Annotated in this window: 8 protein-coding genes; all 8 read right to left on the reverse strand. The window is 68.8% G+C overall.

What is annotated here, in order from left to right; genetic code table 11:
• Nucleotides 1–55: 55 nt before the first annotated feature.
• Nucleotides 56–5,686 (reverse strand): DUF4011 domain-containing protein, encoded by a 5,631-nt coding sequence (locus ABZV34_RS04675; protein ID WP_356271285.1) that lies wholly within the window; start codon nucleotides 5,684–5,686, stop codon nucleotides 56–58.
• A 113-nt stretch (nucleotides 5,687–5,799) separates the two neighbouring features.
• Complete coding sequence (locus tag ABZV34_RS04680) at nucleotides 5,800–6,213, reverse strand: hypothetical protein (RefSeq protein ID WP_356271286.1); 414 nt, start codon at nucleotides 6,211–6,213, stop codon at nucleotides 5,800–5,802.
• Entirely contained in the window at nucleotides 6,210–8,672 is a 2,463-nt protein-coding gene (locus ABZV34_RS04685) for an AAA family ATPase (protein ID WP_356271287.1), read from the reverse strand. Before ABZV34_RS04685 ends, ABZV34_RS04680 begins: the two co-directional genes overlap by 4 nt.
• 317 nt (nucleotides 8,673–8,989) lie before the next feature.
• Nucleotides 8,990–9,424, reverse strand: coding sequence for a hypothetical protein (locus tag ABZV34_RS04690; RefSeq protein WP_356271288.1), 435 nt, complete (start codon nucleotides 9,422–9,424; stop codon nucleotides 8,990–8,992).
• Nucleotides 9,425–9,633: 209 nt separating this feature from the next.
• Entirely contained in the window at nucleotides 9,634–10,206 is a 573-nt protein-coding gene (locus ABZV34_RS04695; RefSeq protein WP_356271289.1) for a hypothetical protein, read from the reverse strand.
• A gap of 71 nt (nucleotides 10,207–10,277) precedes the next feature.
• Entirely contained in the window at nucleotides 10,278–10,913 is a 636-nt protein-coding gene (locus ABZV34_RS04700; RefSeq protein WP_356271290.1) for a hypothetical protein, read from the reverse strand.
• A 158-nt stretch (nucleotides 10,914–11,071) separates the two neighbouring features.
• A complete protein-coding gene (locus ABZV34_RS04705; RefSeq protein ID WP_356271291.1) occupies nucleotides 11,072–12,355 on the reverse strand; it encodes a DNA sulfur modification protein DndB in 1,284 nt (427 codons plus the stop codon).
• Nucleotides 12,312–12,773: a hypothetical protein gene (locus ABZV34_RS04710; RefSeq protein ID WP_356271292.1), complete on the reverse strand. Its 462-nt coding sequence runs from the start codon at nucleotides 12,771–12,773 to the stop codon at nucleotides 12,312–12,314. The genes ABZV34_RS04705 and ABZV34_RS04710 overlap by 44 nt, the downstream gene beginning before the upstream one ends.
• Nucleotides 12,774–12,919 lie beyond the last annotated feature (146 nt).

The following is a 12,919-nucleotide window of genomic DNA, read 5'->3' on the forward strand; positions in this document are numbered from 1 at the left end:
CTTGACGCGATCGCTCCTCTGCATCCGGCTCCGGCCGATAGCCGTACGGTTCCGTTCAGTCGTGAACGTGTCGGATGTGGGCGGTGCGGCGCTTCCCTGAGCCGTCCTCGTACTCCACCAGGAGGCCGGCCTCGCGCCACAGCAGGGCAGCTGCGAGTGGGGTGAAAGGGCTGAGCGCCTGACCCTCCTCCGCGACCGGGCTCTGTGAAGTGATCTCGTACTCCTCAACGTCTGCGGATCCGTCGAAGGTCAGGCCGACCAAGCGACCAGGGGCGACTGTCGCTCCCCCGGTTGTGCGAGGGGTGACAGAGGTTGCGCTGAGGAAGCTCTCCAGGAAAGTGGCGCGCTCCTCGAGCTGTTCACGCCTCTTTTCCCATTTGCGCCGGTTATCGGCACGCACCCGGTAATCGGCCGCGGTATCAAGGGTCTTCGGCTGCCGCAGGTACTCGCGTATCTGGGACAGCTCGTTCTCAACACGTTGCCGGGATGTCCTGGCCAACGCTGTCACCGGGTAGAGGGCGGCAGGAGGGGACTCGCCATGCCGCGGAGTCGGCACGGTTCTGCGCTGTCGCGCAGCTGGAGCAGTCCGGGTTTCGGCGTCCTGACCCGCGGAGGACCGCCGCCCAGGCCCGATGTGTGGCTCGGCTCGTGACGACGACGCTTCCGGTCTTGCCGCGTCACCCTCGACCACTTTCGGGGCGCGGGGGCTCGTACCGACGAGGGCTATCGCACGTTCGACGGCGGCGCGCAGCCGGGCTTCGGCGCCGGACCGGTCGCGGTACCAGTCGGTGCCCCAGATCCGGTGCAGTTCCCAGCCAAGTCCCCGCAGTACTCCTTCGCGCAACCGGTCACGGTCACGGGCCGCCTTCGAGGAGTGGTACATGGCGCCATCGCACTCCACCCCCAGCGCGTACAACCCCGGCCGGTGCGGATGCCGGACGCCCAGGTCGATGCGGTAGCCGGCGACACCGACCTGAGGCTGCACGTCATAGCCCCAGCCGCGCAGCACCGCCAGTACGGATTCCTCGAACGGGCTCTCTGGCTGGGCGTCCGGGTCCACCGTCTCTTGGGAGAGCACAGACGGACCGCTCTGCGCGTACTGCAGGTAGCGGTGGAAGTGCCGGAAGCTCTTGCTGCCGGTGTTCCCCACCTCATCCGGGTCGAACGAGGCTACGACCTCCACGCGGTAGCGGGCGCGGGTCACGGCGACGTTCAGACGGCGCCAGCCATCCGCCTTGTTCATGGGGCCGAAGTTCTTCGAGAACTTGCCGTGGGCGTCACGGCCGTACCCGACGGACAGGATCATGACGTCCCGTTCGTCGCCCTGCACACTCTCCAGATTCTTGACGAAGAACCCGTTCAGCCGGTCCTCGGAGAAGCATTCGTCGAGGTCGGGTCGGCTCCGGCGGGCCGCGTCCACGGCGTCCTGGATCGCGACGGCCTGTGACTGGGACAGCGCGACCACACCCAGCGATCTGCCCTTGCGCGTGCTGAAGTGGTGGATCACCCGGCGGGCCACGTCCTCAGCTTCCCCGGGGTTGTTGCGAGCGGCTGCCCCGGAACGGTAGACGCCTTGCCTGGCGCGGTAGAAGGCGACGCCGACATCCGCGCCCTCGGCGTGAGCCCCCGGGAAGGTGGTCATCGACTCGTCGTAGAACTCCCGGTTGCTGAAAGCGATCAGGTCCTCATGACGGCTGCGGTAGTGCCAGCGCAGCGACAAACTCTCCAGCAGCCCGCTCGCCTTGCACAGATCCAGCACGGAACGGAACTGATCGGGGGACTCCTCGTCCTCGCCGTCCTCCTCGTCATCGCCCATGGAGGAGAAGAACTCGGTGGGCGGGAGCTGCTTCTGATCGCCGGCCACGATCAGCGCCCGACCACGGTAGACACAGTTGATGGCGTCCTGTGGCAGCACTTGCGACGCCTCGTCGAAGATCACCACATCGAAGACGAGGTCGGGCGGCAGAAATCGGCTGACCGTGAGCGGGCTCATCATGAAGCACGGCTTGATCAGCGGCACCGTCTCCCTGGCGGCCTCCAGGAGCTCTCGCACGGGCTTGTGCCGACTCTTCTTCTCGCCCTCTCGCCTGAGCAACGCCGCACCCGGAGCGTCCGTGGTTCGCGGGCGGCGGGCGTCACAGGCCTGGACGACGCGCGCACGGGCGTGGTTGGCCAGTCTCGCGTCCAGTTCCCGGAAGCCGGCCACCAAGTCATCACGGTCCGCGGATCGAGGGGTTCCCAGCCGTGGATCACGGGACAGTTGGAGATCAGCCCAGGCGCGGAGAGCCGCACGTTCGACCAGAGCTGGGAAGTCGGCCGGAACAACCCCGCGGCGCACCGCCCGGTCCACCAAATCGCCCAGGCCCAGGTCGTCGAGGGCCCGGCGGCCTCTGTCGTAGGCACGCCACTCGTCAGGGCCGCCCCGATCACCGTCCAGGACCGCGAGCACCTTCAAGGCTGCATCCTGGCCGCGGGAGAACGACTCTCGGAGCTGCTCGGCACGTTCCGGACGGAACAGACCCGCCAATGCCTCTGTGGCCCGTGCCCACGCGGCTGCCGCGGATTCCAGCCCGGTGTCGGCTTCCGCGCGGTAGAGGATCTCGGCGGCGGACACACTCAGTGGCGCCGTGCTCCGAAGTCCGCACGCCGCACGCAGAGTGGTGATCCAGTCGAGGGCGGCGGTCAGGCCGGGCACGCTCGTGCTCCGGCCCGTGTAGAGATCCCCGAGCAAGGCCCGGTCGTCTTCCGCTCCGGACTCGAACTTCACCGCGGCGGCACGCGCTGCCCGTACGGCATGCACACCGGCGCGTGCCGTGGAGAGAGTCCAGGTGCCCGGTGCCGCGACCGCTCGTCCGTTCGCGGCGGCGGTCTCCTCCACCGTCCGGATCAGTCGCTCAGCCTCTCGCAGAGGTGCAACATGCGCGCGGCTCCATTGCGCAGCGGCCCTGAGGCTTCCCGGTTCCAATTCGTACGACGGCCCGGGCACGGGTGGAAGCACCAGGGAATCCCGCCACTCGGTCAGCCGCGCGGCTGCCCGTTCTGCGGTGTGCCTCGGGGCAGGGCGCGGTTGCCCTCCGGAAGCCACCTCGCGCGCCAGCGCGTCCTGGTTCATCACTCGGGGAGCGAGCCTGAGGATGTCGTCGGCTCGTGCGATGAGGGAGTCCAGGACATCGAAGTCGGTGTCCTCGCTCCGCCAGTGCGGACCGAGGACAGACGCATGGTGACCGGCCTCAGCATTCAGTGTCCGTGCCGCCTGCTGCCACGTCACCGCGGCCGGAAGCGCGGCCACTACCGCTTTGGTGCATTTGCCGCCGTCAGGGAGTAGAGACCTGACCAACCGCCGGTCGGCGCGGCACGCTGCGGACAGCCTCCCGGTGAAGGACCGGTGCACGGTGGCAAACCGGTGCGTGACCTCTTCGAGAGAGTCTTCCCGCAGCGCCCGGTCCGTGAAGACCGCTTCGGCCTTCGTCCGGGTCTCCCGCAGCCGCATCACCGCTTCACGCAGGACCTGTGCGGCGGTCCTGGCGGCAGTCGCTCCCTCACGGGTGAGCCATGAGGGCAGCGGTTTGGCGTCGTCGGGGTGTCCTGCGAGAACGGCGAGGTGTCCCAAGCGAAGGGCGTCGTCGCAGGACTCGGGGGCGGGCAGACCGTACATCGCGGCAACGGCCGCCAGCGACTGGACCGCCTCGTCGAGTGCCGGGGCATCTGCCTCAAGTCGGTCACCGAGCGCACGGGCAGCGTCGGCCGTGAGCACACTGATATCGATGGCAGGGGGCAGCACAGCCGACAGAGCGGTCTCCTCAGCACTCGGCGTGGGATCCGCCTCGGCAGGCAACTGCTCCCATGCGGCACCGAGTGTCTGTTCCGCCGACCGTTCGGCTTCGATGACCTCGTCGAGACGGCACCGGAAGCCCGTCACCGCCGTGGTCAGGCGCTGGTGATCGGTGGTCAGCCAAGGGTGCGGCAGCGTCGGCCGAGCGCCCGCGACGTGCAGCAGCGCGGTCAGCCGGGCGGTGTCACGGACTTCCTCCCAATTGAGTTCAGCAAGAAGAGCCGTGTGCGGCAGCAGCCTTGTATCGAGTTCGCTGAGGGCTTCGGTGGCGAGGTCGAGCGTCTGCAGCGGATTACCGGCTTCTGTCAGCCCGTACCAGGAGAATGCCGTGCCTTCCAAAGCCGGGCGCCACGACCTGCTGACCTTGCGGGCTGCCACAGTCGCCTGGTCGAGTCCCTCGGCCGTGAGCGCCGCCGCGTCGAAGGCCGGGTCCGCGGGAAGCGGATGAGAATGGTCCAGCAGTGAGATCCTGCCCAGGACGTCATGCAGGCTCATACCGAGTCCCGGCCGGCTCTCGTTCATCGCCGCCGCGTACCCGGAGAGTTCCTGGCGCAGTTGGCGAGCACGCTGAAGATCGGCCCGGGCACCGCCCGACAGGGTGCGGCGAGGCGCCTGCAATGCCCCGCCGAGCTCCTGTGCCACCTGCTTGCGGCCCGTGTTGTTGCTGTGCAATGCCAAGACGTAGTCATCGAGCCCGACATCGCTCAGACGGTTGCGGACCACATCCAGGGCGGCCGCCTTCTCGCTGACGAAGAGCACGGTACGGCCCTGCTCCAGCAAGCCCGCGATCATGTTGGTGATCGTCTGGCTCTTGCCGGTGCCGGGCGGGCCGTCCATCACGAAACTGCGGCCCTCGATCGCAGCAGCGACGCACTGCCGCTGGGAAGAGTCCGCGTCGAGCACAAGCGGGGCTTTCTCGGGCGGCTGGATCTCGTCGATGCGATCGGCGTCGGCCGGCTCGAAGGCAAAGGTCCCAGGCGAGATGCCGGAGTCCGCGCCGAGCCCAATGGCCCGCACGAGGGCACTGCCCTGCACCCGATCGGCGTTGTCGAGGAGGTCTCGATACATGACCTCCTTGCTGGAGTTGAACGTGTCCAGCACCACACGATTGGTGACCTTCCAACCGCGCATACCCGCTACCGCACGCCGGACCTGCGCAATCAAAGCTGGAATGTCACGGTGTTCCACCTGCTCGACGCGTGGCCAGTCAACACCCAACTCGCCCATTTTGATCGCGAGGGCGGGGTTGAGAGCCGGCTCCTCATCTGTGTTGGCCTTCAGGACGTACGAGTCCCCACGTCGCCGTTCCAGCACGACCGGCACCATCACCAACGGCGAACTGAAGCTCTTCTCGGCGGACGAGGCCGGCGTCCAGTCGAGGAAGCCCACACCGAGATGGAGCACCCACAGGCCGTAGTCGTTGTACTTCTCCCGCGCGACAAGGGCGAGGCGACGCACATGCCGATCCTGTTCAGCCTGCGTGGCCTTGGACGTGGTGAGCGTTACAACGGGGCGGTTACTGCCGGATCCTGCCCGGGATGCCGGGGTGTCGATCGGCCTGGCGCCAGTGGCGGAACTGGCCGGGACCGCTCTGGCGCGGGGTGCCAAGCCGTCCGGCGAAGCGCTCTCGTCGCCGTCGTCGCGTACAGCGGAGAAGGCGCAGCCGCGGGAAAGCCCTTCCAGCACGGTGGACAACCCGGGCTCGACCACATCCATACCTGCGGACGACGAGCGGCGTTGGTAGTTGAGCAGCCGGTTACGGAAGCTCAGATCGATGAGTGAGTCCCGCCATGAGGCGAGCAGCCTCTCCAGTCGAGCGCGGTCCGTGGAAGGCAGCCTGCCTTGGAGGGTCATACTGCGCAGCTCCCTCGCTGATGGAGAGGTCGTGAAGGTAGTGGATGAAATGGGTGAAGCCTAGCGGTGCATCGCAGCGGCGTCAGGAGGGAGTGACCTCCATGACCAAACAGTCAAGGAACGTCCAACGTCCGGACGAGCTCGCCGACTTCCGTACGCCAGGCGCGGACTTGCTCGTAGGCAGGGCCGATCTCGTACTGGTGGTAGTGGCACCCCAGGCACAGGTGCGACCAGACGGCGCGGGTCCGCCGGGCAGTCTCCCCAGAGGTGTAGCAGCGCAAGCAGAGCATCTTGGCCCGCATGGTGGCGCGGGCGAGTCCCGGTTCCGCTGCGTCGAGCACCCGGTCCACGCAGATCTCCAGGGCAGTCCTCAGGGCCAGTGAGGCTCCGCGGTGACGGCCGGCAGCCGTGGCACCGCCGAGGTCGCCGGCGAGCAGCCGGTCCGCCGTCAGCAGGAGGTCTTCGACGGAGGTGGGGAAAGCGGGTTCCGCGGATACGGGGGGTGAGGATGCAGCGGAGGCACTCATCGGCCGCTCACCTCCGGCCTGCGCACCCTCTGCGCCAGAGCCTCGACGTCCTGGACGAAACGGCGCGGGTCTGTGATCTGCGCTCCCGCCGCGTGGGCTCCTCTCTGACACTGCTTGATGAGGTAAGCCGCCTGGGCTCCGTAGCGGCTTTTCACCTCCTTGTCGATGTCGCGGATCCGCGTGGTGTCGCCGAACAGAGCGAGCGCCGCGACCTTCGTGAACTTCTCGGCATCGTCGACGGCGGCGTGCAGTTCCCGCTCAGGTCCGCCGGAGAGGTGGTACCTGATCCACGCGGCTTCCAGGAAGGCGTTCTCCAGAGCGATACGGCACAGGCTGGGCAGCACATGGGTCCGGGCCGCCGACGGCAGATCCGGGGTGCGGACGATGGCCATCGCGTCGGCGACCGCCTGCGCGACCGGATCGGTCACTCGCTCGACCTTCACCTTCGAGGCCTTGCTCCGCTCGACCTGGAACACCGTCACCGGCAACTCCTGGCTCGTGAACGCCCGCTGCAGCCGGGTGTCGTGGGTGAACACGACGACCTGTCGGTGCTTGCCGAGCTCGTCCAGGACCTGGGCGAGCCCGTTGACCTTGGCGGGGTCCATGGACTGCACCGGGTCGTCGACGACTACGAACCCGAACGGGCTGTCGGCCGTAACGGCGCGCGGCAGGAACAGGGACAGGGCGAGGGAGTGCAGTTCGCCCTGGCTCATGACACCCAGTGCCGAGGCGTCCCGGCCGTCGACGGAGACGTCCATGACGAGCTTGCGTACGGTGGCCTTCTCGCTGCCGCGCAGGCTCACACCGTTGAGGTCGATGTTGCTCTCCTGGCGGAGCTTCTCCCAGATGCGCTGCGACTGCTCGGCGAAGCCCTCCATGCGCCGCTCCCGCAGCTCGGTGCTCAGTGCCTTGATCCAGGCACGGGCCCGCCGGATGTCTCTCAGCCGGGGACCGCTCTCCTGCGCCGCACGGGCCCGCTCCGCCCAGCCGGCCAGGCGGGTGACGAGCCGGCGCCAGCGTTCGTCCCGCTTCTCCAGCTCCCTCGTGGCGTTCTCTCGCACCGCGGCGCAAGCGTCGGCCAGCGTCCCGGCCGCCTCGTGGGCGCGCCTGACGAGCTCGCTCGGATCGCTGACCGTGCGGCAGTCGGCCCAGGCGTCCCACGGGTCGGTCAACGCGGCCGGGATCCGCTGAGGCCGGTGTACGAGGTCCTGCACGACACGCACCGCCGACCGCAGTGCGCTGCGCGCTTCGTCGGCAGCCTTGGCTTCCTGCCGCAGTACGGCAATCTGCGCGGCGGCACGCGCAGCCCACTCCCCGTCCAGGACGCGGTCCGTTCCGCAGACCGGGCAGGACGTCTCGTCGGGGTGCCGGTCGTAGTGGGCCAGGGCCTTGGCGAGGAGGTCGGCGCGCTGGTGAGCGTCCTCGGCGCTCGTGCCGCGGACGTCCTCGGCATCGGCGAGGGCCTTGCGCAGCCCTCCCACCGCGTCGGCGACCTGCTCCATGTCGGGGCCCCGCACAGCGGCCGCGACCCGCAGCTCGGCGAGAAGACCCTCGTCGGTGTCGGCGGGCAGTCCCGCCACCAGTGCCTCGACCGTGTCGAAGTCCGGGCTGCCCGGGGTGTCGATGGCCAGGAGGGCGTGCACCGCGCGCTCGTCGTCCTCCAGCGCGTACAGGGCGTCCACGAGTTCCGGGACTTCCGCCTTCGCCGCCCTCGCCGCGTCGTCGAGTACCTTCTCCTCCGCGCGAAGCCGGCTGTCCGCCGCACTGAGATGCCGCAGGCCGAGGATCGTGGCGATGGCGTCGTACATCTCGGAGGGCTTGCCGCTGATCATGCGGTCGAGATCGACGTACGACAGGAAGGGCCGGTAGTCCTCCATGGCCTGCTTCCAGGCCACCTGGTCGAGAGGGACTCGTCCGTGTCCGGGCCGCTTGAACTCCGCCTCGGAGCTGCCGAAGTCCCCGCTCTCCCACGTACGGGTGAGCGTGCTGCGGCCGGTGTCGCCCTCGATGGCGAGCTTGACCTCGATCTCCGGCTTGGCACCGTCCTCGAGGTGGAGGTTGCGCCAGTTGCCGCTGCGCGACGCGTGCAGCCCATGCCAACGCGTGTTCGTGCCGGTGAACGCGGTCTCGATGCCCTCGGCGATGCTGGACTTGCCGGAACCGTTGCGGCCCACTACGAGGTTCACGCCCGGCCGGGGGCTGAGGTTCAGCCAGGCGCGGGGGCCGATGCCGCGGAATCCGGTGACGGCGACGGAGGCCAGGTAGATCCGGCCGACGGAGGACGGCCCTTCGGCCTCCCCCTCGCCCAGCGCGTCCTTGAGGAGCACTTTCACCGGCTCGCTGAGGAGCGCCTCCGCGAGGCGGGCCTCAACCAGTTCGGCTACGGGCATGGACGGGGCGGTCCGGGTCGGCTGGGTGCGATGGTGCGCGGCGTGCTGGGGCTGTTCCGTCTCGGTCATGAGGTGCTCCAGAGTGGGCGCGGGAAGGCGTGGAGAGCCCGAGGGCCGGGCCGAAGGCGAGGCAGGTTGACCGGATTCCCGGACGGCAGTGAGGAAAGGCGACCCGGGAGCGTCGGTAGTCGGTGAGAGCGCCGGTGGCCGACAGCGGGACCAAGCGCGGGAGTTCGGTGCACGGGAGTTCGGTACGCGGGGCGGTGCCACGCGCGAAGTGCGGGCCGAGCTTGGCGAGGGGGTCGGCGGTCTGCGGCCTCGTCGAGGGGTGCCGGCCGCGCCCAACGCGCCCATGTGGCCCGCCAGTCAGCGCCAAGCGCCGCGGGTCAGGGCGCGGGGTCGGCCTTGGCGGTGTCGTTGACGTTGGTCAGGCAGGCCTTCATGAAGGCGTCGCGGTGCACGGTGCCGCCGGTGGGCTCCTGGGAGATCTGGGCGTACTCCTGCGAGCAGGTGCTGTCACTCGCGGTGTAGGCCATGCTGCCGTCGTCGGCGTACACACCCCCCGCTATCACGCCGGACGCGTAGGCGCCGAGGAGCGTCGAGCGGCCGAAGACGGGCTTGTCCACGGTCTTGGTGACCGTATGGGTGACGACCTTGGGCGGGCGGGACTCGGCCTGATCGGCGCGGTGGTCGGCCGCAGCCGCCTGACGGCGGGAGGCGGCGAGCGCGGAGTGTGTACTGACGTGGTCCACGGTGGCCGCCGTGACGGTCAGGGCGGTCAACCCGCAGGCGGCGATGGCGAGGACCTTGGGTCTGTTCACGGTTGTCCTTCAGGTAAGGAATCGGAGGGTGAAAACCACACGGCAGGTCGTGGCCGGGGGCGGCGCGGAGGCGGCGGAGCATCGCCTCGCCGCCGCACTCGAAGGCGTACTGACTCGCTCGGGCAGCCGGTCAGCCGACCTGGTGTCAGTCCACTTGCCTCTGTCGAATGAGCCGCCGCCGCACCACCTCACGGCCTGGGTAGAAGAGATCAGTAGTTGGCGTTGGCGATGAGGTCGCCATCCTGGCCGTAGACGCTGACGAGCCCGTTCTTGGACTCGTAGCAGGACGTGAACGCGGAGGCGATGAGCTTCGCGTCCCCCTCGTCGTCGCTCATGAACCCGCCGGTGAAGTCGGTGTAGATCTCAGCCGAGTCCAGGATGTCGTTCCGCTTGTCCGCGCCGGTCACCTTCGTCACGTGCTGGACGGCCTTCTTCTCCGCGGCCGTACCGGACTTGGCGACGCAGGCCTTGAACTGTTCCGCCTGCGTCCTCGTCTTCTGCTCGGGCGTCGCCTCGGCCTTGTCGGACTCCGGCGTGCGGCCGGCGGCGACGGCCTTGTCCTTGGTGCCGGTGTCGATGGAGTCGCCGTTTCCGCCGCCGGCCGCGGCGGCGATGCCGATCAGAACGAAGACGGCGACGACGCCGAGGCAGCCGAAGCCGACGATCTTCCCCGCCTTCGACTTCTTCGGCGGCTGCGGCTGGAACGGCGGAGTGCCGTGACCCTGCTGCTGAGGGCCTCCCCAACCGGGCTGGGGCTGCTGCGGGTACTGCTGCTGACTCATGGTCCCCCCAAGGGATGTAGATGCACCTTGCGGGTGCGTGTGACGTGTGACGTGTGAAGCTGGAATGTGCGTCAGGCGGCCAGGGAGCGCCGGTAGTCGGCGAGGGCGCCGGCGGCCCACAACGGGACCAGCCGCGGGAGTTCGGTGCGCGGGACGGCTCCGCGCACGCAGCGAAGGCCGAGCTTGGCGAGGGAGTCCGCGGCCTCGTTGAGGGGATGGCCGGCGTGGGCCTTCTCGTGGACGAAGGTCAGGTGCGGGGTGTACTCGGCGAGCAACTGCAGCTTGACCAGGCTGGGCCGGCGGCCCTGGGCACGCAGGTGGGTGTCGTAGCCCTCGGGCATGTCCGTCCCGCCCTGCCGCCAGCTGTGCAGGTGCCGCAGCGCCTGCAGGTTGTCCACGCGGACCTCGATGGGCCGGCCGGGGTGCGCGTGGAGGACTGCTTTGAGGCCCCCGTACACGGCGCGCAGTTCGGTGACGACCACCCGGGAGCAGGGGCGTACGAGGTATTTCGGGTAGAGGTGTGCGCGCAGACCGGTGTGGCCGGTGGTGGAAAGGTAGCCGGAGGCCACCCGGTCCGGACTGACCGAGGCATCCGTGGCCAGCACGATCGGCCCGGCGACGGCCTCGACCTTGTCGTTCACGTGCACCTGGCGGAGAGTGGAGGTGGCGGGGCGCGGTGCGTGGGCGAGGGGAGAACGGCGACCCATGGCAGTTGTTGCCTTCTTGTCTGTGCAACAGAGCAGCGGGAGAGGGCGGGCGCGCGTGACGCCCGCCGAACTTGATCGTGTGGGTCAGGCGTCGGCACGGTGTCGCAATGGCCCCTGGAATCCGTCGGATGTGGACGGGCTCCGGTGTTGCCGGTGGGTCAGATGGCGGCAGGGGCCTTCTTGTACCAGTCCGTGATCACCTTGGTCAGGTGCACGACGTTCTGCTGACGCATGATCGGGGCGGAGGCGTTCGGCTCGAAGTCCTCGTTCGCGTCCGTGGTGCGCCAGATGCTGTCCTCGGTGACGGGGGCGGTCATGTGCCGGTCGAGCCGCTTGAAGAACTCCTGGATGTCACCGTCCTCGGCTCCGTCCTCCTTCAGGTTGCGGTAGACGCCGCCCAGGACGCGGAGCATGCCCACCGAGCCCAGGAGCGAGGACTCGCGCAGCCGCATGGCCTTGGTGGGGGGCGCCGGCGGCTCGTTCTTCCTCTTCTCGGAGAGCGAGGGGTCGTAGTTGTCCACGTCCTCCTCGGTGATCTCCGCGAGCGCGGTGAAAGCGAGGGAGATGACGTCCAGGAAGCTGCGGACGCTCTCGATGACCTCGTTGTCGGTCAGCGACTCGACCTTCTTGCTGAAGCGGCCACTGGCACTGCCGATGACGGCCCGCGTGATGTCGGCGACGTGCTTGGCGCCCATCAGGTTGCGGTTGGTCAGGGTCATCCGGTCCCGCTCGATGTCGACCTTGCCCAGGAAGAGGGGGTGGACGACGATGTCGCTGAGCGTGCGGTTGGCGATGCGCGAGGTGTCGAAGCGGGCCCGGACGGCACCGGAGATCCCCTTGGCGTTGTCCGCGACGTCGACGAACATCTGCTGGCCGCTGACGCCGTCGGGCTCCACGTAGATGTCGATGCCGACGAACTCGTCCTTGAGTCGCTGCATGCGGCCGATCAGCGCCTCGCGGTCCTGCTCCAGCTTCGCCTTCTTGGCCTCGCCCGCGCGGTGGATCTCCCGGTCGACGCGGGAGACCTCGTCCGTGATGCGCTTCTTCTCCAGGTGGACCCCGAGGATGCGGTGCTGGCCGTCGATCGTGATCAGGCGTCCGATGCCGCCGATGGACCACGGGACGGTGAGGTAGCCGACCGAGCCGTCCTCGCTGATGGGCTCGAAGCGGCAGCCGCCGGTGTCGCGGATGAGGAGGGCCGGAGCCACCCACTTGGGGTTGTCGGCGAGGTACTGGCCGAAGCCCTTGGCGTGGGTGATGTCCACCTTGCGGTTGTCCGGGTCCGGCTTGGCCGGGTCGGGGATGGTGAGGATGACCGACAGGTCGGCGAGCGGAATGCGCGTCGTGTAGACGGTCCTGCCGCCCTGGCTGGTGCGGATCGCCAGGTAGGTGGACTCCTCACGCACCAGGGAGAGGCGCGAGGAGTCGACAGTGATGCTCATGGATGACTTCCTTTCCGAGCAGGTAGCCCTTGAGGGCGGCGGGAGAGGGGGCGGCCGACGCGTGACGCCCGCCGGGTGGGTCATACGGGTCAGGCGCCGGCGGTGGTCTGCGGGTGGACCTGGCCGTAGACGGTGAGGAACAGCTCCAGGTCGGCGCGTTCGTCGGGCGTGGCGTGACCGGGGCGAGGCGGGTGTGGGCATCGCGGTGGGCGCGGCGCAGGTGGCCGCTGCGCTCCAGGTGGCGCCACAGGAGGCGGAATGCCTGCTGGTGGTCGTAGAGGTTGGTCTCGTAGGACGTGCCGGTGATGTGGCGGGCCTGGACCAGCAGGGCCCGGAAGTTCTCCCCGGCGTCGCGCTTCAGCAACTGCGCCAGGTGGCGGTGATACACGGTCAGTTCGGGCTCGCCCGTCTCGGTCAAGCAGGTCTCTCCGCTCGTGAGGCTTCGTCTGCCGTCCCGGGGCACGCCGCGACGGCCGGTCCCACGGGGGGGGTGCTGCCGCCGATGACTGCCAGCGGAAGCATCTACAGATAAGCATGGAGATGAAAGCACTGTCAAACCTGCTT

It is taken from the genome of Streptomyces sp. NPDC005195 (assembly GCF_040608315.1).
GTDB lineage: Bacteria > Actinomycetota > Actinomycetes > Streptomycetales > Streptomycetaceae > Streptomyces > Streptomyces kaempferi.